Source organism: Streptococcus mitis (assembly GCF_901542415.1).
GTDB classification, from domain to species: Bacteria; Bacillota; Bacilli; order Lactobacillales; family Streptococcaceae; genus Streptococcus; species Streptococcus mitis_BL.
Genome location: NZ_CABEHV010000004.1, coordinates 2,045,717 through 2,069,800, shown reverse-complemented (window position 1 = coordinate 2,069,800; position 24,084 = coordinate 2,045,717). Strand labels below are relative to the sequence as shown.

General features: G+C 41.4%; 21 protein-coding genes and 1 pseudogene. 2 read left to right on the top strand and 20 right to left on the bottom strand.

Features of this window, described 5'->3' with window-relative positions; translation table 11 throughout:
- Nucleotides 1-117: 117 nt before the first annotated feature.
- Nucleotides 118-531: a hypothetical protein gene (locus tag FQT24_RS10525; protein ID WP_143952976.1), complete on the top strand. Its 414-nt coding sequence runs from the start codon at nt 118-120 to the stop codon at nt 529-531.
- A gap of 18 nt (nt 532-549) precedes the next feature.
- Nucleotides 550-963: a hypothetical protein gene (locus FQT24_RS10520; protein ID WP_143952975.1), complete on the top strand. Its 414-nt coding sequence runs from the start codon at nt 550-552 to the stop codon at nt 961-963.
- A 38-nt stretch (nt 964-1,001) separates the two neighbouring features.
- On the opposite strand, the gene dtd is transcribed toward FQT24_RS10520, so the two are convergent.
- The 20 genes and pseudogenes from dtd to FQT24_RS10410 all read right to left on the bottom strand — a co-directional run bounded on the left by dtd (nt 1,002) and on the right by FQT24_RS10410 (nt 23,946).
- On the bottom strand, nt 1,002-1,445 hold the full coding sequence (gene dtd, locus FQT24_RS10515; RefSeq protein WP_143952387.1) for a D-aminoacyl-tRNA deacylase: 444 nt from the start codon (nt 1,443-1,445) through the stop codon (nt 1,002-1,004).
- Between the two features lie 29 nt (nt 1,446-1,474).
- On the bottom strand, nt 1,475-3,697 hold the full coding sequence (locus tag FQT24_RS10510; RefSeq protein WP_136937438.1) for a RelA/SpoT family protein: 2,223 nt from the start codon (nt 3,695-3,697) through the stop codon (nt 1,475-1,477).
- A gap of 135 nt (nt 3,698-3,832) precedes the next feature.
- On the bottom strand, nt 3,833-4,963 hold the full coding sequence (locus FQT24_RS10505) for an ABC transporter ATP-binding protein (RefSeq protein ID WP_042901384.1): 1,131 nt from the start codon (nt 4,961-4,963) through the stop codon (nt 3,833-3,835).
- 112 nt (nt 4,964-5,075) lie between these two features.
- Entirely contained in the window at nt 5,076-5,945 is an 870-nt protein-coding gene (locus FQT24_RS10500; protein WP_143952974.1) for a helix-turn-helix domain-containing protein, read from the bottom strand.
- 3 nt (nt 5,946-5,948) lie between these two features.
- Entirely contained in the window at nt 5,949-6,335 is a 387-nt protein-coding gene (locus FQT24_RS10495) for a Mini-ribonuclease 3 (protein ID WP_000567927.1), read from the bottom strand.
- Entirely contained in the window at nt 6,328-7,671 is a 1,344-nt protein-coding gene (cysS, locus tag FQT24_RS10490) for a cysteine--tRNA ligase (protein ID WP_143952973.1), read from the bottom strand. The genes FQT24_RS10495 and cysS overlap by 8 nt, the downstream gene beginning before the upstream one ends.
- 81 nt (nt 7,672-7,752) lie before the next feature.
- The gene (locus FQT24_RS10480) at nt 7,753-8,637 is read right to left on the bottom strand and encodes a GNAT family N-acetyltransferase (RefSeq protein ID WP_143952972.1); all 885 of its coding nucleotides are present in this window, start codon (nt 8,635-8,637) and stop codon (nt 7,753-7,755) included.
- A gap of 11 nt (nt 8,638-8,648) precedes the next feature.
- Nucleotides 8,649-9,266: a serine O-acetyltransferase gene (gene cysE / locus FQT24_RS10475; RefSeq protein WP_049516296.1), complete on the bottom strand. Its 618-nt coding sequence runs from the start codon at nt 9,264-9,266 to the stop codon at nt 8,649-8,651.
- Between the two features lie 15 nt (nt 9,267-9,281).
- Nucleotides 9,282-11,495: a polyribonucleotide nucleotidyltransferase gene (pnp, locus tag FQT24_RS10470; RefSeq protein WP_143952971.1), complete on the bottom strand. Its 2,214-nt coding sequence runs from the start codon at nt 11,493-11,495 to the stop codon at nt 9,282-9,284.
- A 494-nt stretch (nt 11,496-11,989) separates the two neighbouring features.
- A complete protein-coding gene (metF, locus tag FQT24_RS10460) occupies nt 11,990-12,856 on the bottom strand; it encodes a methylenetetrahydrofolate reductase [NAD(P)H] (protein ID WP_143952970.1) in 867 nt (288 codons plus the stop codon).
- A gap of 101 nt (nt 12,857-12,957) precedes the next feature.
- Complete coding sequence (gene metE / locus FQT24_RS10455; protein WP_143952969.1) at nt 12,958-15,207, bottom strand: 5-methyltetrahydropteroyltriglutamate--homocysteine S-methyltransferase; 2,250 nt, start codon at nt 15,205-15,207, stop codon at nt 12,958-12,960.
- A 353-nt stretch (nt 15,208-15,560) separates the two neighbouring features.
- Nucleotides 15,561-15,854 carry a helix-turn-helix domain-containing protein gene (locus FQT24_RS10450; RefSeq protein WP_143952968.1) on the bottom strand — a complete coding sequence of 98 codons (294 nt, stop codon included), beginning with the start codon at nt 15,852-15,854 and terminating at the stop codon, nt 15,561-15,563.
- On the bottom strand, nt 15,844-16,209 hold the full coding sequence (locus tag FQT24_RS10445; protein WP_143952967.1) for a type II toxin-antitoxin system RelE/ParE family toxin: 366 nt from the start codon (nt 16,207-16,209) through the stop codon (nt 15,844-15,846). The genes FQT24_RS10450 and FQT24_RS10445 overlap by 11 nt, the downstream gene beginning before the upstream one ends.
- A 156-nt stretch (nt 16,210-16,365) precedes the next feature.
- Nucleotides 16,366-16,731 (bottom strand): TIGR02328 family protein, encoded by a 366-nt coding sequence (locus tag FQT24_RS10440; RefSeq protein WP_143952966.1) that lies wholly within the window; start codon nt 16,729-16,731, stop codon nt 16,366-16,368.
- A complete protein-coding gene (locus FQT24_RS10435; protein WP_143953043.1) occupies nt 16,715-17,119 on the bottom strand; it encodes a YbgA family protein in 405 nt (134 codons plus the stop codon). The genes FQT24_RS10440 and FQT24_RS10435 overlap by 17 nt, the downstream gene beginning before the upstream one ends.
- A gap of 22 nt (nt 17,120-17,141) precedes the next feature.
- Nucleotides 17,142-17,411 (bottom strand): annotated as a pseudogene (locus FQT24_RS10430) (HigA family addiction module antitoxin); the annotation flags it as partial.
- Between the two features lie 2 nt (nt 17,412-17,413).
- Entirely contained in the window at nt 17,414-18,028 is a 615-nt protein-coding gene (locus FQT24_RS10425) for an Ntn hydrolase family protein (RefSeq protein ID WP_143952964.1), read from the bottom strand.
- A 53-nt stretch (nt 18,029-18,081) separates the two neighbouring features.
- Nucleotides 18,082-19,287, bottom strand: coding sequence for a restriction endonuclease subunit S (locus tag FQT24_RS10420; RefSeq protein WP_143952963.1), 1,206 nt, complete (start codon nt 19,285-19,287; stop codon nt 18,082-18,084).
- A complete protein-coding gene (locus tag FQT24_RS10415; RefSeq protein WP_143952962.1) occupies nt 19,280-20,884 on the bottom strand; it encodes an HsdM family class I SAM-dependent methyltransferase in 1,605 nt (534 codons plus the stop codon). The genes FQT24_RS10420 and FQT24_RS10415 overlap by 8 nt, the downstream gene beginning before the upstream one ends.
- The gene (locus FQT24_RS10410; RefSeq protein ID WP_143952961.1) at nt 20,884-23,946 is read right to left on the bottom strand and encodes a type I restriction endonuclease; all 3,063 of its coding nucleotides are present in this window, start codon (nt 23,944-23,946) and stop codon (nt 20,884-20,886) included. Before FQT24_RS10410 ends, FQT24_RS10415 begins: the two co-directional genes overlap by 1 nt.
- Between the last annotated feature and the right edge of the window lie 138 nt (nt 23,947-24,084).

Sequence of the window (24,084 nt, the reverse complement as noted above, 5' to 3'; positions counted from 1 at the left end):
AGGAAATCAAATAAAGAAATCTAACAGAATCTCCTTACTAAAATTTTTTATCATTTTACTTGTAACTCCCATTCTTTTGGAGTAGAATGAAAATAGATAAAAGAAGGAGGTCTTGTCATGAAAAAACTCTTTAGAATCCATTTTACAGCAATTGCAGTTATCGATTTGCTACTATTCGCATTTTTTAGCAAAAGACCCGAGACATCTTTGGAGTCTCTCTTGCTCTCTGGTTTTATTTTCCTCCTTACTCAAGGACTCCTGTTATTTCGCTTGGTTGTCCGACTCAAACATCAATTCGCGGAGATTTATCCTCAAATCAATAAAAAGATTCGCTTCTACTATTTAGGGGTTCTCTCCATTGATTTTCTATTTTTTGTCCTTTTAACTTTCGTTAGTTCTCAGCGTTTTTCCTCTCTTATGCCAATCATCACTGCTTGCCATTCTACTTTATATTATATGACGACTGACTACCTAAGAGAACACTATCCAGATTTTTACGATAAACACATCTCTTTATGGGAGTGTCTCTAAGGAAAAGGAGGTTTTAGCATGAAAAAAATCATCTTCATCAAAACCACTCAACTCCTTGTCATTGATGGAATCATGCTGGCATTTTTGACATTTAAAGAAGGGCTTACTTGGGATTGGATTTTAATTTATAGCGGTTGGCTCATTTTCTTTCATCCTGTGCTATTGACCTATCTGTCTAATCAGCTTTGTGACCACTTTAGTCAACTCTATTCCCAGATTAGACCGCGATTCTGGCGTTTTGCCTTACAAATCCTCCTATGGGATAGCCTGATGATTCTCTCCTTGATATGTTTGAGTGGTGTGCCACTTTTCCTTCAGGTCACTCTCCTCATCCTAGGCCACCTCATCCCTTCCTATCGCATGAGTAAAATCCTGAAACAAGGCTTCCCAAAAGCCTATCAGAAATCGATTTCATTTTGGAGTATTTTGTAATAGATGAGAAAAACCAAGCCGTCTGGGCTTGGTCTTTCTTATCTATTTTTAGTATCAAGGATAATAGTGACTGGTCCGTCATTGACCAGCTCAACCTGCATATCCGCTCCAAAAATGCCTGTCTGAACGGGCACTTCTTGCGCTAATTTTTGATTGAAGGCATCATAGAAGTCTGATGCCATATCAGGCTTGGCTGCACCTGTAAAGGCTGGACGATTGCCTTTCTTAGTATCCGCAAAGAGAGTAAACTGAGAAATAGAGAGGATTTCTCCTCCAATATCTTTGACAGACAGGTTCATCTTGCCTTCTACGTCTGAAAAAATCCGCATGTTGATAAGCTTTCTCACAGCATAGTCCAAATCTTCCTCTCGGTCCTCTGGTCCAACACCAACCAGCAATAGGAGCCCCTGATTGATTTTTCCCTGAACCTGACCTTCTATACTCACTTGGGCTTTTGTAACCCTTTGGATAATGATTTTCATAATAGCCTTTCTAGTAAGAGCTAGGACAATTAGCCATTGGTCCGTTTAACAGAGTAAACTTCTGGCACACTCTTAATCTTGTCCACGACCGTGGTCAATGTAGAGAGGTTGGCAATACCGAAGGACACATGGATATTAGCAAACTTCATATCCTTGGTTGGTTGGGCATTGACCGTTGAAATATTCTTGGTTGTGTTTGAAAGAACTTGCAGTACATCGTTCAATAATCCTGTACGGTTGAGACCATAGATATCGATATGGGCCATATACTCCTTATTTGAGTTTGAGTACTGGTCTTCCCATTCCACATCAAGGAGACGTTGCTCGTAGTTTTCTTGGGCGCGCAGGTTCATACAGTCCACACGGTGAATAGCCACACCACGGCCCTTGGTAATGTAGCCGACAATATCGTCACCAGGTACAGGGTTACAACACTTTGCAATCCGCACTAGGAGACCTGAGGCACCTTCAATGACCACACCACCCTCATGCTTGACCTTGAGGGTTTCTTTATTTTCAACCTTGACTTCGCCACCTTTGACAAGCTCTTCTGCTTCAGCCTTGGCCTTGGCACGCTCTTCTTCACGACGTTCCTTTTCAGTCAGACGGTTAAAGACGGTAATAGCACCGATTTCGCCAAAACCAATAGCCGCAAAGAGGGACTCTTCTGTCTTATAGCTGGTCTTTTGCAGAACTTGGTCCATATGGCGCTTGTCCATGAATTTATTGGCCACATAGCCATTTTCTTGGAACTGGGCCATCAACATCTCACGACCCTTGTTGACAGACAATTCCTTATCTTGGTTTTTAAAAAACTGACGAATCTTATTGCGCGCCTTGCTGGTCTTAACCATGTTGAGCCAGTCACGGCTTGGCCCAAAGGAGTTAGGGTTGGTGACAATTTCAACCTGATCCCCTGTCTTGAGCTTGGTTGTCAGTGGAACCATACGACCATTGACCTTGGCACCAGTCGCTTTTTCACCAACTTTTGTATGGATTTCATAGGCAAAGTCAATCGGTCCTGAATCTTTTGGAAGTGAACGGACAGCTCCATCTGGGGTAAAGACGTAAATTTCCTCAGCCAGATAGTTTTCCTTAACTGAATCGACAAATTCCTTAGCATCATCAGCCTGGTCTTGGAGCTCCATCATCTCCTTGATCCAGTTCATCCCAATAGCTGATTCCTTGCTGTTAACCTGCCCCTTAATACCTTTCTTATAAGCCCAGTGAGCCGCAACCCCGTACTCAGCCACCTCATGCATGGCCTTGGTTCGAATCTGGAATTCAATCGGTCCTTTTGGCCCATAAACAGTCGTATGGATAGACTGGTAACCATTAGCCTTACGATTAGCAATATAGTCTTTAAAGCGACCTGGCATCGGTTTCCAAAGCTCATGCACATAACCAAGCATGGCATAAACATCACTTTGGGTATCCAAAATACAACGAATAGCAATCAAATCATAGATTTCCTCAAAACGTTTTCTCTTATCCTGCATTTTGCGGAAAATCGAGTAAATATGTTTGGGACGACCATAAATCTTCCCTTTCAAGTGACGATCCGTCGTATAGTTTTCTAATTTTGTGACTACTTCATCCACCAAGGCCTCACGCTCTCTGCGCTTTTCCTTCATCATATGGGTAATCTTGTAAAACTCCGTTGGATTTAGATAACGGAAAGATAGGTCTTCCAACTCCCATTTGACACTGGAAATCCCCAAACGATGGGCAAGTGGAGCATAGATTTCCATGGTTTCTTTGGAAATGCGCTCCTGCTTGTCTTTTCGAAGGTGTTTCAGGGTCCGCATATTGTGCAAGCGGTCAGACAGTTTGACCAAGATAACACGGATGTCCTCAGACATGGCCATGAGCATCTTACGATGATTTTCCGCCAATTGCTCCTCGATCGATTTGTACTCGACCTTACCAAGTTTGGTAACCCCATCGACGATTACCCGCACATCAGGGCCAAACTCTCTCTCCAAATCATCCAAGGTCGCATCTGTATCTTCTACCACATCATGCAAGAAACCACAAGCAACCGTTACGGCATCTAGCTTAAGTTTGGCTAAAATCCCTGCCACTTGGATAGGGTGAATAATGTAAGGTTCGCCAGATTTCCTATACTGGCCACTGTGGCATTCAACAGCATAGACTAAGGCCTTATGGACAAAAGCAACATCTTCTTTTGATAAATATTTTTGCGTTAAAGCGACAACCTCATCGCCCGTCAAATTCACTTCTTTCGGCATCTCTACTCTCCAATTCTTCCTACCATTTTATCACTTTTTTAAGAATATGAAAACTAGAAAATTCCCTCTCAATCAATCCACATTTCAAAAAACACTGCCAGGTTTCTCTAGCAGTGTTTTGACATTTCATTTATCTTAATAAACTGTTCTTTCAGTTTCTACATCGAAGAAGTGGGCTTTGTTCAAGTCAAATCCAAGTTCAACTGTTGCGCCTGTTTGCAAGTAGTCACGAGCATCAACTTTAGCAACGAATTCATCTTTACCAACTTGGCAGTATAGGTGAGATTCTGAACCAAGCAATTCTGATACAGAGATAGTCGCTTTTACAACTGATTCTGGGAATGTTTCAAGGAATGCTTCCTCTGCATTCACGTCTTCTGGACGAATACCGAAGATCAATTCTTTACCTTCGTAGCCTTTTTCACGAAGAACTTTCAAAGCGCCTTCTGGCACTTTCAAACGGAAACCGTCTGAAACAATTTCGCTACCAACTAATTTCACATTAATGAAGTTCATAGCTGGGCTTCCAATGAATCCTGCAACGAATTTGTTAACTGGGTTTTTGTAAACTTCTTGAGGAGAACCGATTTGTTCTACACGTCCGATAGTACCTGTACCAGCAGGGTTCTTAGTTGCTGACATGATAACGATACGGTCTGCAAGTGTCATTGCTTCTGTTTGGTCGTGAGTTACGTAGATAGTTGTAGCTCCGATACGACGGTGGATTTTAGCGATTTCAGCACGCATTGATACACGAAGTTTTGCATCCAAGTTTGACAAAGGTTCGTCCATCAAGAATACTTTTGCATCACGGACAATGGCACGCCCCATGGCAACACGTTGACGTTGACCACCTGAAAGGTCAGCAGGTTTACGTTCCAAGAATTCTTTCAATCCAAGGATTTCAGCTGCTTCTTGCACACGTTTGTCAATGTCTTCTTTGCTGTATTTACGCAATTTCAAACCGAAAGCCATGTTGTCATAAACAGTCATGTGTGGGTAAAGAGCGTAGTTTTGGAATACCATGGCGATATCACGGTCTTTTGGAGCTACGTCGTTGACAACCACGCCATCGATAGATGCAGTACCTTCTGTGATGTCTTCAAGACCAGCAATCATACGAAGAGTTGTTGATTTACCACATCCTGAAGGACCTACGAAAACGATGAACTCTTTGTCTTTGATGTTCAAGTTGAAATCTTCAACTGAATAGTGTTCGCTGTTTGGATATTTTTTGTAAATATTTTTAAGATTCAATTCTACCATGAGGTGAACTCCTTTTGTATTTTGATAATTTTATTATAGATGAAAACGCTTTATTTTTCTATGGCAAAGTGACCAAAAAAATAAAAAAGTTCTGTGCAACTTGCACAAAACTTTAAAGAATATCTGGTAAAATCAATTGATAACACAGGGTGAGATCGGTCAATTCCTTCAATTGAAGCCCTGTCAATTCTTCCCACTTATCAATCTTGTATTGGAGAGAATTGCGGTGCAGATAGAGTTGCTGAGCTGTTTTAGTGAGAACAGCACTATTTTCCCAAAGAGAGAGGATGATTTCCTGAATCTGATCTTGATCCAAAATCATCTGGTGTAGACATTCCTTGATTGCCTTCAAGTCCACGAGTCTTTCTCCCATACTCCAAAGATAGAGCTGAGAAAAAGTATGAACACCTTGGTGACCCTGACGCCACCAAGTCTTAAACAAATCCCGCTCCGCTTTAATCAAGTCTGATAGGGCTTGATGGCCCGTCTGAGACCAAACCTGGCCTAACATGATAGAGAGACGCAATCCAAAGTCATACTCAACCGCTTCAATCGTATCACTTAAAATAGCTCGTACAGAGGTGTATTTATCTTGTTGAAGCACGAAAACATAATCCTGAGCTCCGACCTGAAGCACTGTCTGACAGTTAGGAAATAGAGTCCGCATCATATCCAGCCAAGAAGCTAGATTTTCCTGCTGAAAATAGGAAAGATGACAATAGGCCAACTGAATCTTTTTAAAAGTTTGTGGTGTCTGTCCCTTCCCCTCAATCAAAAAAGAATACCAAGGATTGAGCGAACGAGCCTGCTCCTGCTGGGTCAAAAGTGAAATCAACTGCTTTTCACGCTCGCTGAGCCCAGCTTCCTCCAGCAAAATCCACTGTTGAGAAGCTAAAGGAAGAGTGAGATAACCCTCTTTCTCTACTGGTTGGTCTGAAATCTGAGCTTCAGGAAACCATTCTTGTAATTCTTTTGCCATCATGTCCTAGCCCTCCACTTTTTGGATGCACCACGAAATCAAGCTCTCAAGACGTTCCAGATTTTCAGTCATATGGAGATAACCCATGACTGCTTCAAAACCTGTGGACATACGGTAGGTCACCACATCGGCATTTTTAGCCTTTGTGTGACTATTGGTATTGCGACCACGTTTGTAGATTTCTTCTTCTTTTTCCGTCAGGACTTGCTCCTCTAACATAAGGGAAATCAGGCGAGCCTGAGCTTTGGCTGAGACATACTTGGTCGCTTCTTGATGGAGTTTATTGGGTTTGGTCATACCTTTTAGAATGAGGTGACGACGAATATACATAGAATACACCGCGTCCCCCTCAAAAGCTAACGCAATCCCGTTAATGAGATTGACATCAATCACGTGTCCACCTCACTCCATCTTTGGTGTCAAGGAGCTTAATCCCTTGAGCAGCCAATTGGTCACGGATCTGGTCCGCTGTCGCAAAGTCACGATTGGCACGCGCTTCTTGGCGTTTTTGAATCAAGGATTCGATCTCAGCGTCCAAAACTTCCTCAATAAAGACAATTCCAAAGACTTCCAACATATCTGCAAGAGCTTGCTTGACACTTGTATCATAGTTGCCTGAATTGATCCATTTGGCCATTTCAAAGACTACTGTAATACCGTTGGCAGAGTTGAAATCCTCATCCATAGCAGCTACAAACTTATCTTTAAAGGCCTGTAACTCTTGAGCATCTACAGTTCCAGTAAATGGTTGCTCATAGGTGTTTTTCAGATACTTGAGATTGGTCTCTGCATCACGCACTGCCTTTTCCGTAAAGTTGATAGGCTTACGGTAATGTTGTGTCGCAAAGAAGAATCGAAGCACTTGCCCATCAAGAGTTTTAAGGGCATCATGTACGGTGATAAAGTTACCCAAGGACTTGGACATCTTGACATTGTCGATATTGACAAAGCCATTGTGCATCCAGTAGTTGGCAAAGATCTTGCCTGTTTTGGCTTCTGACTGGGCAATTTCATTGGTATGGTGAGGAAACTCTAGGTCAGCTCCACCACCGTGAATATCAATGGTGTCGCCCAAAATCTCTGTCGACATGACTGAACACTCGATGTGCCAGCCCGGACGACCAGGTCCCCAAGGACTGTCCCAAGAAATCTCGCCTGGCTTGGCAGATTTCCATAGGGCAAAATCTACAGGATTTTCCTTACGAGCCGTTTCTTCATCGGTACGACCTGAAGCACCTAACTCCAAATCTTCCAAGGTTTTATTGGCCAACTTGGCATAGTTATGAGATTTTTCCACACGGAAATAGACATCTCCTTGGCTCTCATAAGCAAAACCTTTTCCAATCAAGTCTTCCACAAAGCGGATAATGTCAGCCATAAACTCCACCACACGCGGATGGCGAGTCGCAGGTTTGACGCCCAAGGCCGTCACATCCTCACGAAAGGCAGCGATGTACTTGTCCGCAACCTCCTGAGGCGTGATGCCCTCTTCCTTGGCACGGTTGATAATCTTATCATCCACATCCGTAAAATTGGAAATATAGGCAACCTCATACCCACAGTACTCAAAATAACGACGAATGGTATCAAAAGCCACCGTCGAACGAGCATTCCCCACGTGAATATAGTTGTACACCGTTGGCCCACAGACATACATCTTGACCTTGCTGTCCTCGATTGGGACAAATTCTCGCAAATCACGAGACATAGTGTCATAGATTTTAATCATAAATCATAGTTAGGAAAGCTAAAATCCAAGAACAATTAGTTTCATCACTAAGAGTTCAATTGAATTTCAGTCCGAATCTCTCTACACTTCGGAATCCCTTGCTCCTTTCTCATTCAGATAAACCACCTGGGTCTGTTTGACAAAGCCAATTTTTTCATACAAGCGCTTGGCACCTACATTGCTGTCCTCTACTGCAATCTGAAATTCCTTGTCATTTTGCTCAATTAGTTGGTTGACAAGGGATTTTGCTAAGTAGCTTCCATAGCCTTTCCCACGTTCAGGTTCAGATATTGCTAACCCGTAGAAGTAATTCGTATTAGTCGATAAATCTACCGTACAAGTTCCAATAACCTGACCGTCTTTTAACAAAATATATAAGCGACTTTCTGGATCCTTCAGAGCTTCAGCGACATATCTATCCACAATCTCTCTAGATTCATGCTCTTCTGAGAATGCCTGAAGTTTTAACTGACTGATTTGCTCCTGATACGAACTATCTGCTAACAAAACTTCAAGATTAGAAACCTTTGCTAACGGATAAGGTTTTCTATCCTTACCTAACCAAGTTTCTGTATCCTCGTCCTCGACCAATCCCCAGTTGCTAACAAAATCAGGATGGCGGTCTAGAAAAACACGCTCTGTCTGAAAAGTGACTGAATGAATCGGAAAAGAAGCTGTTTCTCTCTCAAAACAAGTAAACAATGCACGCGCAATTCCCTGACGGCGATGATCTGGATGAACCAGTATCGTCACTTCCACATCTTGGTCATCTGCATAGACAGTTAATAAACCAACAAGTTCGCCTTTTTCATAATAAAGGAAAAAGGCGGGCATGTTTGGGTCAAAATTAAGCATGTTAGAGAGATAGGGATCACGATAGGTACCGTCATAGTTTTGGCAACAGTTAATTAGTTTTTTCGCCTCAGATATCTCCTCTTGGCTTAACTTGTTTCTTGCTTGAATCATATAGGTATCCTCTACAACCCAGACGATCTGTGACTGGCTTCTTTAGCCTGCTCGAGTTTATTGACGTAGTACTCTCGTTTTTCTTCGACTTCGTGAATGACCGGCTCATCCTTTTTACCATGTACACGGACAATCTTAGCAGGAATACCGACAACCGTCACATCACTAGGTACGTCTGCTACAACAACTGCTGCAGCACCAACCTTGGCATTTTCACCGATTTCTACTGGTCCGATAACTTGGGCATGGGCTGATATGAGTGCTCCCTTTCGAACGGTCGGATGGCGTTTGCCACAGTCTTTCCCTGTTCCCCCAAGAGTCACCCCATGATAGAGGAGAACTCCCGTCTCAACGATAGCTGTCTCTCCAATCACCAGGCCTGAACCATGGTCGATAAAGACACCTGAATCAATCTGGGCACCTGGATGAATCTCAATCTGAGTCCAAAAGCGCCAAAACTGACTGTGCATACGAGCCAGGAGTTTGAAGCCATGCTTCCAGAGAAAATGCGAGAGACGGTGGGCCGCCAAGGCCTTGACACCTGGATAAGTCAGCAAAACCTCCAAAGTGGTGCGGGCCGCTGGATCATTTTCTTTTACGATATCAATGGTTTCGCGCCACCATCCCATACATTTCTCCTTTTCTTATTCTGAATCTTTTGGTGTTTCTGTAATTTCTTTCTTAGGTTTGTGATCCTTGTGATGACGTGGGCGGTGAGGACGCTCTGATTTTTCACCTTTTTCATCACGTTCAGGTTTTGGAGGACGAGGAAGAAGAGCTTTCATAGAAGCATCCACACGTCCTTTTTCATCAATCTTGATAACCTTAACATCGACTTCGTCTCCGATGGCTACCAAGTCTTCGACATTATTGGTACGCGTCCAAGCCATCTCAGAGATATGAACAAGAGCATCTGTCTTGTCAAAGAGGTTGACAAAGGCACCAAATTTCTCGATACGAACAACTTTAGCACGGTAAACTTCATCCACTTTGGCTTCACGGACCAAACCAGCAATAATTTCTTTAGCACGGTTAATAGCATCTTGGTCGCTAGAGTAGATAGACACATTTCCTTCTTCGTCGATATCAATCTTAACGCCTGTTTCAGCGATAATCTTGTCGATGGTTTCTCCACCCTTACCGATGACAATCTTGATCTTGTCCACATCGATCTTGATCGTATCAATTTTCGGAGCAGTTGGAGCCAATTCTGGACGAACTTCTGGAATACTTGCTTCAATCACATCAAGGATTTCAAAACGAGCTTTCTTGGCTTGGGCAAGGGCTTCAGTCAAGATTTCTGCAGTGATTCCTTGAATCTTGATATCCATTTGAAGGGCTGTAATCCCGTCACGAGTTCCTGCAACCTTGAAGTCCATATCTCCAAAGTGGTCTTCCAAACCTTGGATATCTGTCAAGACTGTATAGTTGTTTCCATCTGAAATAAGACCCATGGCAATTCCTGCTACTGGCGCCTTGATTGGCACACCACCAGCCATAAGGGCAAGAGTTCCAGCACAGATAGAAGCCTGAGATGAAGAACCATTTGATTCCAAGACCTCAGCTACCAAGCGGATAGCATATGGGAATTCTTCCAAACTTGGCAAGACTTGAGCAAGAGCACGCTCACCAAGAGCACCGTGACCGATTTCACGACGACCTGGCGCACCGTAGCGTCCAGTTTCCCCTACAGAATATTGTGGGAAGTTATAGTGGTGCATAAAGCGTTTCTTGTACTCTGGATCCAAACCATCAATGATTTGAGTTTCTCCCATCGGAGCCAAGGTCAAGACAGAAAGGGCCTGAGTTTGCCCACGAGTAAAGAGACCAGAGCCGTGCACACGAGGAAGGAAGTCAACAACCGCATCCAAAGGACGGATTTCATCAACCTTACGACCGTCAGGACGTACCTTGTCTTCTGTGATCAAACGACGCACTTCTGCGTGTTCCATTTGTTCCAAGATTTCAGCCACATCACGCATGATACGATCAAATTCTTCGTGGTCTGCATATTTTTCTTCATACACAGCAGTAACTTGGTCCTTAACTGCTTGAGTTGCAGCTTCACGAGCCAATTTTTCTTCTACTTGAACTGCCTTTTGGAGGTCGCTGTTGTAGGCTGCGATAATTTCAGCTTGCAAGTTAGCGTCCACATGAAGCAATTCTACTTCTGCTTTTTCCTTACCGACAGCTGCAACGATTTCTTCTTGGAAAGCAATCAATTCTTTAACTGCTTCGTGCCCTTTAAGGAGAGCTTCCAACATGATTTCTTCTGACAATTCTTTAGCACCAGATTCTACCATGTTGATAGCGTGCTTGGTACCAGCTACTGTCAATTCAAGGAGAGATTGCTCTGCTTGTTCTTGCGTAGGGTTGATAATGATTTGACCATCTACATAGCCCACTTGCACCCCAGCGATCGGTCCATCAAACGGAATATCTGAAATAGAAAGCGCCAAGGATGAACCAAACATAGCTGCCATCGGTGCAGAAGCATTTTCATCATAAGAAAGCACAGTATTAATAACTTGCACTTCATTACGGAAACCTTCCGCAAACATAGGACGGATTGGACGGTCAATCAAACGCGCTGTCAAGGTCGCATCTGTTGAAGGACGTCCTTCACGTTTCATAAAGCCACCAGGAAACTTCCCAGCCGCATACATTTTTTCTTCATAGTTGACTTGAAGAGGGAAGAAATCCCCAGTTGCCATTTTCTTAGACATAACGGCAGCAGTCAAGACAGTTGACTCACCGTAACGCACGACAACTGCGCCATTCGCTTGCTTAGCAACCTGACCAGTCTCTACAATTAACTCACGACCCGCAAAAGTCGTTTGAAACACTTGTTTTGTCATTTTAATCCCCTTTGGATTGATGAAATTATACGCCTTGCCTACAAAAATCAGGATACTAAGCCGTCAAGCAACTCAAAGGAAAATAGGAAATCGAACGACGGAGCGACTGCTCCTAGGCAGATTTATCTTTTTCAACAGAGTTGTAGGCGTGTTCAATTCTCAAGATACAAATCATTAGAAAGATTAGATGCTAAAGCATCTAATCCTTTCACGCTAATCACTATTAGGTGATTAGCTAAATGCTTTACTAACTCTCTCGTCAAATAACATCGATTTGACTCGATCGTGTCGCTCTTTCCTACCGTTAGTTATCAGAAAGATTTGATGCTAAAACATCTAAGAGTTCCAGTTTAAATGCATTATTTTTTTTAATACCCTCATCTTTGTATCAAGTACGTACAGAGTCTATTTTATCATATTTTTCTTAAAAAGTGCTGTCTTTACCATTAAAAAGGAACCATTCCCCTCACCTGAGAAGAATGGTTTGCTTTTTATTATCCTAAGGACTGATGATTAAACAATGCATGTGTTGCTTGATGGATGTATTTTGCTGTTTCAGCATTGTTCATAGTGTAGAGATGCACACCGGCAACATCCTGAGTTACCAAGTCCACGATTTGGTCCACTGCATAGGCAAGTCCTGCTGCTCTGAGCGACTCAGGGTCATGCTCATACTTGTCTAAGATGGCTTTAAATTTGCGTGGAAGATGGATATTCTCACAAGTCTTCAAGAGGCGGAGAGCCTGACTTCGATTCAGAATTGGCATAATCCCTGCATGAATGGGAACATCAATCCCAGCCAAGATGCACTTGTCTTGGAAATCATAGAAGCGCTCATTGTCAAAGAAAAGCTGAGTTACAAGGCTCGAACAACCTGCATCCACTTTCTTCTTAAGATTTTGAATATCTGAAATCTGATTTGGTGAATCTGGATGACCTTCTGGATAACAAGCACCAACAATATCAAAGTGAGGGGCTTGCTCCTTAATGAACTCGATCAAGTCAGTTGCGTAGCGGAAATCCTTTTGTGGTTCCACATCAGGAATAATATCCCCACGAAGAGCCAAGATTTTCTGCACCCCAACCTTGTCCAAATCAGCAATAGTTTCAGCCACCTTGTCCTTAGTCAAATAGATAGCTGGCAAGTGAGCAATGGTCGGAATCGCCAAGTCGTTTTGGATAAAATCAGCCAAACGGACCGTCGTTTCCTTGATATTAAATTTATTATTGCTGGCAGTTACACTGATAAAGTGAGGAGCCAACTCCTGCATATCTTGAAGAGCAGAAATAATGTTATCATTACCCACGGCTGGGTTGGGAGGGAACACTTCAAATGAGAGTGACGGTGTTTGGCGTGACATAGTCATTATCCTTTTCTAGTTAATTTTTTCGTTAGCTGGATTCCTAGAATCCAAGTGAAACAGGCAGATTGACCAAACAGCGCTTCTTGAGAAATCCTATCTTACAATTTCTCACGCGCAGCTTTAGCTGCTTCAACAAGGCGGATCAAGCTTTCTTTTGTTTCTGGAATACCACGTGTTTTCAAACCACAGTCAGGGTTGATCCAAACTTTCTTGCTTGGCACTTTAGCAAGGATGGCTTCGATTGTATTGTCGATTTCGCCTTCATTTGGTACACGAGGTGAGTGGATATCGTAAACCCCAGGTCCCACTTCTGTTTGGAAGTTTTTCGCTTTGAGTTCGTCCAAGATTTCAAGGTTTGAACGGCTAGCTTCAAAGGAAATAACATCTGCATCCATGTTGTCGATAGCTGGGATGATATCTGTAAATTCTGAGTAACACATGTGAGTGTGGATTTGTGTGTCTGGCGCTACTGTTGAGTGTACCAATCGGAAGGCAGGAATAGCCCAGTCAAGGTAGTCTTCGTACCAGTCGCTACGACGGAGTGGCAATTTCTCACGAAGAGCAGCCTCGTCGATTTGGATGATCTTCACACCAGCAGCTTCAAGGTCAAGCACTTCATCCTTGATGGCAAGGGCGATTTGAAGAGTAGAATCCTTGATAGAGATGTCTTCACGTGGGAATGACCAGTTGAGGATGGTAACAGGTCCAGTCAACATACCTTTAACAGGTTTATTTGTACGGCTTTGTGCATAGCTAGACCATTTAACAGTGATAGGGTTAAGACGAGTTACATCACCCCAGATGATTGGTGGTTTAACTCCACGCATACCGTATGATTGTACCCAACCATTTTTAGAGAAGAGGTAACCTGACAAGTTTTGACCGAAGTACTCAACCATGTCATTACGCTCAAATTCACCGTGAACAAGGACATCAAAGTCGATATCTTCTTGCCATTTGATCCATTCGTCAATCGTTTCAGCAAGGAAAGCGTCGTACTCTTCTTGAGACACTTCACCTTTACGGTAAGCCAAACGTTTAGCACGAACTTCTTTAGTTTGAGGGAATGAACCGATAGTTGTTGTTGGAAGAGCTGGAAGTTTGAAAGCTTCTTCTTGGATAGCTTCACGTTCTGCAAAGGCTGGCAAACGAGTGTAGTCTGCATCAGTCAAACCAGCGATACGCGCACGAAGTTCAGCATTTTCACCAACACGCTCAGTCGCAAAGAGTTCTTTGTTAGCTGCAAGTGCTTCTTCACCTTGACCATTGCGGATAGCATCCAAATCACGAATCTCATCCAATTTTTCAACTGCAAATGCAAAGTGGTTCAAGATTGCTGGTTCAAATTCTTCATTAGCAGTTGTAAATGGCACATGAAGAAGTGAGCATGAGCTTGTCAAGACAATGTTTTCAGCTGGGATTTGTTCAAGAACAGCCAAGCTCTTTTCGTAGTTGTTACGCCAGATGTTTTTACCATTGACAATACCTGCGTAGAGAGTCTTGTCAGCTGGGAAGCCACCTTTAACCAATTCAAGAGTTTTCTTACCTTCAACGAAGTCAAGACCGATAGCATCTACTGGCAAGTTCACAAGATCAGCGTAAACGTCACGAACATCACCGAAGTAAGTTTGAAGCAAGACTTCAAGACCTTTTTTGTCAGCCAAGAGTTTGTTGTAGAGATTCAAGAAGAGAGCTTTTTCTTCAGCTGTCAAGTCTTTTACAAGAGCCGCTTCATCGAGTTGGATACGAGTCGCACCAAGTTCTGCCAATTTAGCAAAAACTTCTTGGTAAGCAGCCACTAAGCTGTCTACGAAGTCTTCTGCTTTCACGCCTTCTTCAAAGTCTGACAATTGAAGGAAAGTAAATGGACCTACAAGAACTGGGCGAGTGTTGAGACCAAGTTCTTTAGCTTCTTGGAACTCATCAAAAATCTTGTGACCTGCAAGTTTGACTTGAGTGTCTTTTTCAAATTTAGGAACGATGTAGTGGTAGTTGGTGTTGAACCATTTCTTCATTGGAAGGGCACGAACATCCCCTTTTTCTCCTTGGTAACCACGACCCAAAGCGAAGTAGCGCTCAAGGTCAGACAAGTCCAAGTTTTGAACTGAAGCAGGCACCACGTTGAAAAGGAAAGCTGCATCTAGGAAGTTGTCATAGTGAGAAAAGTCATTTGATGGAATTTCAGTGATGCCTTTTTCTTTGACGATATTCCAGTGTTTAGCACGCAAGTCTTTTGCTGCTGCCAAGAGTTCTTCTTCTGAGATTTCTTTTCTAAAGTATTTTTCAGTTGTAAATTTTAATTCGCGGAATTCTCCCAAACGAGGGAAACCGATGATTGTAGTTGACATGATGTGTCCTCCAAAATTTGTTGTTGAAACTATCTTAACAGAAAAGAAATCATCTGTATAATTGTAAAAAATTAGGCTTTGATATAGTTTGAAACTATATCTCCGTTTTATACAAAAGAAAAAGACTTGAGACACATGACTCAAATCCTTTGTGTAACTTGTTTTTTTACTATATTTCAGTTAGACTGATCAAACACGTTATTAGTAATTCTTATAAGTGACTATGGCTTGTTATTAGAAAAGACTATAGGTTGATTTTTCTTTTGTAATTCTGATATTTCCCTGAAAAAGTGCGGACGGGAGGTAAAATTATCCAGTGGATGATTTTAGCCAACCAAGTAATTTCATCCCTATCAACTCTTTCTCTGTTCGAGGGGGATGACTGCTAGTGTCTTTCCTAAACTGGCTAAAACTTTCAAGACTGTATCCAACTGGGGGCTAGTCTTTCCTGTTTCCATCCTAGCTATGACAGGTTGACTCACTCCACTGAGTTCTTCTAGCTTTTTCTGGCTGATTCCTTGCTCATGTCTGGCTTCAATCAACTCACTCATGATAGCCACTCGCATATCACTTTCAAGGATTTCCTCCTTGGTAAAGAGTTCTGACCGGACATCCTTCCAGTTACTTCCAATAGCACTATTCTTCATCACTTAACCCTCTTTCTTTTAAGTCCTTCAATTCACGCTTGGCTTTTTCAATTTCTCTTCTAGGAGTTTTCTGAGTCTTTTTGACAAAATGATGTAAAAGAACAAAACTACCATCAAGCCACGCTATAAATAAAATTCGATTTCTCAAAGGTCTTAGTTCCCATATCTCATCTTCCAAGTGTTTCATATAGGGTTCCCCAGCTCTCGTCCCATGCTGACTAAGCAACTCGATATAGTCATTTAGTTTATTGAGTTTGATGCGACTATCCTTACTTTTCTGACTAGCCAATTCTCTCATATAATCCAAAACTGGCTCGTTTCCATTTTTGTCCTTATAGAAGTAAATCGTATGCACCAAGCAACCTCTTTCTAATTAAATTATAACTCAAAAGTTATTAAAAGTAAATCTGAACACTCATAAAAAGAAGACCTTAGAAAAACTCTAAAGGTCTCATCTTTATTATTCGAAAAAATTACGAGAAGAGTTATAAATTGAAGGCAATCCTTACTATTATTCCAGCTCAATCCCCTTCTCTCGAAGATTTGCCAGACACTCCTCATAGTAGGTAGTATCATGCTCGCTATAGATAGGACTTTTCAGCTTTTCCTCTGCTAAGTCTTGATAAGGAGGGAAGGTCTTACCTCGGTAGTTCTTGTCCAACCACTCTGGACTGACATTGTAGCCACGACCAGCCATTTCCTCCATGATCAAGCGATGATAGGCATAGAGACGATAGGGCGAGTGGGTAAAGACATAGTCCACCGTCGCATGCTTTCTGCCCCAGCCATTGCCACGCAGGGCGCAACACTCTCGATGCTGCCCCAAGAGTTGAGGACGGGGAAGTTGTGAAATCAAAGCCTCATGCCAAAGTCTCATGACAATCTCCTTTCAGTAAAGTCGAATGTTGCAAGTAGGTATTTGGATAGCAATCAAGCAAGTCTCGAATCTTAGTGATCAAGTCTTCCTTAGAAGCCTGACCAAAGCGGTAGCGATCAAGCAAGAGCATGTAGTCCTTGCGCTCAGCATCTGTCGCTTTCTTTTTAAAATAGCCCCAAATATGCTGAAAGGCATTGCAAACCTGACCCCTGTGTTCTGGAATCTGGCAGGCACGGTCAATCATCTCCTGAACCTGACTCACCTCCACCTCTTCATTCTTGAGATACTGACGAATCTCATTGTAAATATTGCTGGAATGACTCAAAACGAGGTATTTGTTTCTAGCCCAGAGTTGTTGGCAAAGGGCACGTTGGTTGTTATTATTCATAATTGTCATTATACCACGATTACTCTATGAACTCAGCCACTTTTACATCGTAAGCATTCTGAAGATTGAGCCAAGTTATTATCGAGATATTAGTAACCTTTGCTAACTTCCGAGCAATATCATTACTAATTGATTCCTCACCATTCACTAATTTACCGAGCTTCATTTCAGAAACTCCCAAACGCTCCGCAAATTCCTTTTGCGTTAGGTTATAATCTTCAATCAACTCCTCAACATACTGACCTGGATGAAAAGCAATCAGGTCTTTGGATTCAACAATTTTCTTACTCATAGTCACCATTTAATCACATGTTGTTCAATATTACTATTAACTGATCTATCCTTTTTTGAAATTTCAAGAATAATTTCTCTATGTACTTCTTTGATTTTCTTAATCGCAATCCCTCTACTAAATACAGGAGAAATTATCTGTTCAGCAATAATAAATTGTACTTTTGAATTAACTAAATCTTGATAATACTCGTAATCAACATTTGGAGGTGTCATAATAGGAGCCCATACGTTTCTGTGATCTGTTAAATGTAGCTGATTTTGAACATCATCTTCTGACATATGAAAGTTTCCACCAAAACCATAATTCATTTTACTTTTTCCCAAAACCAATATATTACAATGGTTTGGTTCATTTACCACTCTGTTACCTAATAAAAGCCATAAAAATTCTAGAAAATCTTCAGCGCTTGGACAGTCATCTTTGTCAAAAATTCCATTTTTATTTAAAACATCTACAGCATTACCTGAACCAGTAAAACCTACCAACACATTTTGATTTACCTTGAACACTTTAGAGTATTTTTCACTTACAGTTTCACCTGAATCATTACTAAGACGCGTATCTCCTGAAATAATTGCGAAATTTCTAAATACCGTACCAATTACACAAGACAATATTCACACACCTCCTTGATAGAAATTTTATATAAAAGTTTTTAAACTCCCTCTCACTCCACCTTCACCTGTCCATTCATCAGCATTGGTAAGAGCCAATCGCGAAGTTGGGTGAGTTCTTGGTTTTCAAAAATATTGTTCTTAATTTTTTCATAAATAACATTTGCCTGTGTTTCAAATTTTGACGATACTTCTTTATCAGGAACTATAACAATTTTCTCTTTTAGAAATTTGAAATGTCTAGCATACCCATAATTTGACAAATCAAAATCTTTAATCATGTGATAAAGTAATACATTTGAAATATGCTCATTCTTTGAAATTAAGACTTGAGTTCCATCAGCTCCTCTGGCATAATCAAAATTTATATATTTGACTACCCTAGTGTGATCCCCAAATATTACATGTCCTTTTTGAGGTTGGATTAAGCCATTTTCATTATTCGTAAAACCTGCAATATATTTTTGACTCTGATCGATAACAGGCATTTTTCCTATAAATTCAATAGAATTATTTTCAATTTTTTCCGCTTTAGTAACTTTATCTAATAAGTTACCAACACTCTCCACTCCCCACCCCTCTGGGATTTCGCGTTTGAGTTCTGGGTTATAGACCATCTTTCCGCCTGATGATTTGTAGGGGTTGCCATTCTGGTCTGGGAAATCAAACTGGACAAACCAGTAGTCATAGAGGGTCTTAGCCATGGCTTCCAACTCTTGGTTGATTTGGTTGTTGGTTTGCTTTTTCTTTTCTAACGAATAAAGGAAATCACCAATTTTCTTTTGAGTATCAAAATCTGGAAGCATAATTTCAAGATATGAAAACATTACTTCATTGAAACTAGCTCTTAGGGTCATTACAGTATTATTTATTATTGTTCTTCTAAACAAAGGACTTCTTAAATAAAAAGCCATGAATTTAGGATAAACAATTCTTTTATCAACAGGTCTAAGTCTTTTAAGAAATCCACTAAAGCTAGCTTCAGGATAATCCTTCAAAGCAACTGAAGACATAGCTAATTCATCAACTGTTTCACTAGTACGTGTTAAAAAAATATCACCCTCATTTATTGAGTATTTTTGTTTATCACCATCTGTCGTATCCATTAAATCAATTAGATTATCTGGCAAAAAATAATTATTAAATACAACAGAGAATGAAAGAAATGGTGAACCGTGTCCCGCTTGCTCTTTTGTTGAAGAAATTCCCGAACTCATCTCATAAAGGTCAGATAATTTATATCTTTTCCACTCACTCATATTTCAACCCCTTCATCTGCTCTCCAATCTCCTGCTCCAACACATGCGATTGCTTGAAGAAGTCTGAAAGTTTATCTTGAAAAGCAGTCACCTTAGCTTCAAACTCTTCTGCTGTGATATCTACATAATCTATCTTAATGTCAAAGTGTTGACCTGCGCTGAGAGAGTAGTTTTTCTCCTTGATGTCCTCATAAGAGACGGTGACAGAAAAGTCCTCGACGGCTTCTTTATTGATAAAGGTCTCGACGATTTTCTGCTCTTCCTCAGGAGAGAGCACGGTCTTTTGGTTCTTGCCTTCCTTGACCTTGGTTCCGAGGTTTGAGGCATCGATAAGGACGACATCGCCCTTATTTTTCTTATCAATAAAGAGGATGGAGACATTGGTACCTGTCGTCGCAAAGATATTAGAAGGCATGGAAACGACACCTGCCAGCATTTGATGATCCACCAAGTGTTGACGGATGGTCTTATCAATCCCTGACTGGGCCGTGATAAAGCCTGTCGGTAGGACTACGGCTGCTTGACCGTCTGGCTTCAAGGAGTAGATGATATGCTGAACAAAGAGCTCATAGATAGCCATCTTGTCCTTAGACTTAGCTGGAACCTTTGGCACACCTGCAAAGAAACGATCACTGGCTTCTGGCAAACTTTCTACTCGGTCACGCCACTCTGAAAAGTCCAGCTTGAAAGGGGGGTTGGACACGATATAGTCCATCTTTTCAGGATGACGATTAGCGATAATGGTATTTCCCTGTACGATATTATGAATGGAGTGTTGGAGGCCATTCAAGATGAGGTTGAGACGAAGAAGGTTAGATGATTTTTGCGAGATATCCTGACTATAGACAGTGGTCTTATCTACACCGATACGACTAGCCAGGTTCATCAGCAAGGTTCCAGACCCAGCAGACGGGTCATAAATCCGCACGTTTGATGGCTGGTCATTTCCCACAAGAATATCAGCGATAATCTTAGCCACAGAGTGAGGTGTGTAGTACTCGGCATACTTGCCACCACCGTCTTTGTTGTAGTCCTTGATCATGTACTCAAAGAGAGTAGAGAAAAAGTCGAAGCCTTGTGAAAAGATGGTCTCATCAAACTTGACGCGTGCAAGGAGATTGATGATGGCTTTTGCCACTTCGTTACGCTTACTGCTATCTGATATTGTGTCGGTAATCAGACGCTCATCAAATAGACGAATAGCCGTATCTCCATCAGTATGAACAGAGAAAATATCGTTATTATCAATAGCTATCTGATTAAGAGTATTTTCAAAACTCTCGTAGAAAGTCGCTTCATTTTGCTGACGGTGAAGCGTTTCGATCAACTGGTCTGGCTTGAGCCAAGCCGTACTTGTACCGATATCCTCCAAGAGCCAGTCATAGTCATCTTCACTCATTGCCAACAAGTTTTCATAAGTGTTGGATTCATCCAGCACCTTGGCTTGATATAAAAACTTATCATTTAAAAACTTGTAGAGGAAGGACTGGGTGAGGAGTTTGTACTCACCCGCTTCCCCTCCTAGGCCCGCATGGGTAAAGACTGCTTTCAAATCATCTACCAAGTCTTGGACTTGGACTTTGTATGTTTCATTCATTAGTGTTGGTATTCCTCTTCATATCCTTCAAATAGCGACTCTACGATATCGTTAAAAACCTGTCTTGTCAAACTACTTGCAGATTGGTTGGTTTTCATTGCAATTCGAGCGACTTCTCGAATCATTTTTTTGAAGAAGTCCTCGTTATCGAGAACTCCTCGATTTTGACCGATTTTGTGATCCAGAGTAACTTTAGAATCTTTAATGACATGATAAACTGCTGGGTACTCGCTTACCATAGTCGAGTTGGTCACGTGTTTATAGGAACGCGCCGCCATTTCATCTCCGCCAAAATTCATCGTCAAACGTCTCATATGAGTATGATAATCTTCCACTGACTTAAAGAGCTCTTCGTACTCTTTTTGAATTTCTTTGATGTTTTCCATAGTGTAGCCTTCTTGCCCATGAATCAGATGTTTTTTCATGATGCGCTGGAATTCTTCGTAGAGAGAGACCCACTCAGGATCTTTCTCATCACGCTGTTTTATGATGCCTCCAGCAACTCGACGCTTCAAATCTTCTAGGTCATTGGCTGCTAGACGGAGTTCTTCCTCCGCAATCTTGACAAAACTAAAACTGGTCTCAGACATGGCAAGATTTAAAAGAATACGACTGGAAAAGTCATCTGGCTTATCTATCAGTGACAAGGTCAGTAAACGTCTTGAGATGACATTGAGCAGAGTTGCAATCTGAGTAATATCAATCTGTTTGAGCAAATGGTCATGACCAAGTAAGCGGGCGATATTATAGTACTGCTTAACCGATTCTAAGGCTTTTCGTAGTTCATTTAGTTGCTTTCTATCCTTGATATCATCAATTGATTGAGAAAAGAACTCTAGATTAGAGGTTGGATAGTCCATGAGGATGCGCTCTGTCTTGCTTAGTTCCTGAGAAATTTCCTCCGCGGGCACAAAGAGCGAGCCAAACACATCCTCTCCATTTTCCCCAGTCAGGGTTGTATCATACTCTTGATTGAGTTCTTCCAAATATGCACGATTAGTCTTATCAAATTCTTTAGAAATATCCGCAAAATCAACTACATAGCCAAAGAGATAGTCCTTGTAAGGACGATTCACACGAGTCAAAGTCTGGAGAAGGTTATGAGCCTTAATCTTGCGACCTAGATAGAGACGCTTGAGGCGAGGCGCATCAAAACCTGTCAAGAGCATCGAATAGACGATAATGAGGTCAATCTTGCCTTCCTTATAGGCATCCACCTTTTCCTTTTTCTCTTCCTTGTCTCCCTCATCATGGAGGATGAGAGCAGAGGTCAAGTTGGTTGTTCCAGCCTTTCGTCGTTCTTCTAACTGCTTTTCAAGCTCACGCGCCTGCTTAGACGAATCACAGACAATCATACCACCAATAGTCTGATCATCAAAAACCAGATCACGCGCACGGTTAAAGTCCTCCAGAATAAAATCAAGCATAGGTTCCACATAGTGCGGATGAGCAAAGATATCTTCTTTGGATAAATCACCACGTTGGATTTCTTCATTAATTGCCCTGAGATTATCTTTATAGGACGTCTCGATATCTTCTCGCATCAAACGCAAGGTAAAACCATCATCTATAGACTGGTTGTAGTAGTATTTATGGATATAATCCCCAAAAATATCACGTGTAGTCGCATGGTTTTCCTTTGTCTTACCATCTTTCTTGTAGGTAATCAAGGGTGTCCCAGTCAAGGCAATCTTGATCGCATTGATATCTGCCTGATAGAGATTTGGCAGGTAGGAACCTAGTTCGTTATAAGAGCGGTGGGCTTCATCGATAAAATAGATATTTTGACGATTGAGATCATAGCCAGAGCGGTCGGTCAGGTCTGAATCATCTTTGAACTTCTGAATATTGACAACAGCGACATCATAACCATCTTGTTTTTGATTGAGTTCTCGAGGATTGTTGATGCGCTTAACTTTTAGACCTCTTTTGGTAAATTCCTTAAAGGCTTGGTCTGCCAAATCCAAGCGATCAACGACAAAGTAAAACTGCGGAACAATCCCCTGTTTTGAAAAATAATTGGTCAGATAGCGGATATTGAAGAAAGCCAGGGCAGTCTTACCTGAGCCCTGTGTATGCCAGATAACACCTTTTTTGACACCTTTTGCAATGGTTTCTTCGATAGCTCTTGTAGCAAAGTATTGCGGATAGCGCATAACATGCTTCTGCAATTGCATCTGACCTTCCTTACTTTCTTCCTCTACATAGACTAGCCCAAAACGAAGCATGAAAAGCAAGCGTTCTTTTTGATACAAAGATGATAGGAAAGTATTACAGGGAGTGTCGGGCTGTAAGTTTGTTGTAAATTCTGGTTGAGATTTGAGAGCAAAACGCTTCACATCCTCAAGTACGAAATCAATTTGTTCATCTGTTAAAGGTACAATTGAATTCAGAAAATCTACTTCTCTTTCTTCCTTGAAAGCATTAAATTTTGTTTTTGAATAGGCATTTGAACCGTAGTAAGAACCCTGTTTTTGTTGACCTTGGCCACTGATATAAGGTAAATTATCTGATAGAGCTATCAACTGGGTAATATTGTTAAAACGACGGAACTTACGATTTTCAAAACGGTATCTGGTTCTGTCCTGTTCTGACTGAATCCCTGTCTTTCCATCACGGATAGCATTGGGTTGTTTAACTTCGATATAAGAAAGAGGAAGTCCATTGATAAACACAACTATATCCGGACGAAATTCATCTTGTCCATTTTGACAAGTGACTTCAAGCGCCAGATGGAAGGTATTGGCTTCAGGATTTTCCCAATCGATATAAACAGCACCTTCTTGTCCCTGTATCCTTTTAAAGAAAGATCGTCCTAAATCATTTTGATCCAGTTCCAGCTTGATATTGGCCAATTCTCTCTCAAAATCTTCATCTGTTAAATAGTTATTAAATGTTAAAAATTGCTCCTTAAAAACAGATACAAGAATATTGGTATCTGGATCTCTTTCTTCAATTTCCTTCCCATTGCGAGGAAGATAGGTATAGCCCATACGCATCAAATGCAGAGCTGCTGGGATTTGTACTCTTGTTAATTCAGAAAAATCTTTTCGTCTTGCCATCGCAAACCTTCCTTACACTTCATTTGAACTATTCATATCCTGAAATTTCCAAATTTTATACTAGGTCTATTATAGCATGTTTAGGCTCAAAATCCATCACTATTCCCATCACAAAAGCAATCATTCCCCCTTTCTCCT

Bases quoted from the DNA above. Each gene is read 5' to 3' on its own strand.
- FQT24_RS10525 (WP_143952976.1), top strand. From the start codon at position 118: ATGAAAAAACTCTTTAGAATCCATTTTACAGCAATTGCAGTTATCGAT.
- FQT24_RS10510 (WP_136937438.1), bottom strand. From the start codon at position 3,697: ATGCCGAAAGAAGTGAATTTGACGGGCGATGAGGTTGTCGCTTTAACG.
- FQT24_RS10505 (WP_042901384.1), bottom strand. From the start codon at position 4,963: ATGGTAGAATTGAATCTTAAAAATATTTACAAAAAATATCCAAACAGC.
- FQT24_RS10410 (WP_143952961.1), bottom strand. From the start codon at position 23,946: ATGGCAAGACGAAAAGATTTTTCTGAATTAACAAGAGTACAAATCCCA.
- cysE (WP_049516296.1), bottom strand. From the start codon at position 9,266: ATGGGATGGTGGCGCGAAACCATTGATATCGTAAAAGAAAATGATCCA.
- FQT24_RS10500 (WP_143952974.1), bottom strand. From the start codon at position 5,945: ATGATGGCAAAAGAATTACAAGAATGGTTTCCTGAAGCTCAGATTTCA.
- dtd (WP_143952387.1), bottom strand. From the start codon at position 1,445: ATGAAAATCATTATCCAAAGGGTTACAAAAGCCCAAGTGAGTATAGAA.
- metF (WP_143952970.1), bottom strand. From the start codon at position 12,856: ATGTCACGCCAAACACCGTCACTCTCATTTGAAGTGTTCCCTCCCAAC.
- FQT24_RS10480 (WP_143952972.1), bottom strand. From the start codon at position 8,637: ATGATTCAAGCAAGAAACAAGTTAAGCCAAGAGGAGATATCTGAGGCG.
- cysS (WP_143952973.1), bottom strand. From the start codon at position 7,671: ATGATTAAAATCTATGACACTATGTCTCGTGATTTGCGAGAATTTGTC.
- FQT24_RS10520 (WP_143952975.1), top strand. From the start codon at position 550: ATGAAAAAAATCATCTTCATCAAAACCACTCAACTCCTTGTCATTGAT.
- FQT24_RS10415 (WP_143952962.1), bottom strand. From the start codon at position 20,884: ATGAATGAAACATACAAAGTCCAAGTCCAAGACTTGGTAGATGATTTG.
- FQT24_RS10440 (WP_143952966.1), bottom strand. From the start codon at position 16,731: ATGAGACTTTGGCATGAGGCTTTGATTTCACAACTTCCCCGTCCTCAA.
- FQT24_RS10420 (WP_143952963.1), bottom strand. From the start codon at position 19,287: ATGAGTGAGTGGAAAAGATATAAATTATCTGACCTTTATGAGATGAGT.
- pnp (WP_143952971.1), bottom strand. From the start codon at position 11,495: ATGACAAAACAAGTGTTTCAAACGACTTTTGCGGGTCGTGAGTTAATT.
- FQT24_RS10435 (WP_143953043.1), bottom strand. From the start codon at position 17,119: ATGAATAATAACAACCAACGTGCCCTTTGCCAACAACTCTGGGCTAGA.
- metE (WP_143952969.1), bottom strand. From the start codon at position 15,207: ATGTCAACTACAATCATCGGTTTCCCTCGTTTGGGAGAATTCCGCGAA.
- FQT24_RS10450 (WP_143952968.1), bottom strand. From the start codon at position 15,854: ATGAAGAATAGTGCTATTGGAAGTAACTGGAAGGATGTCCGGTCAGAA.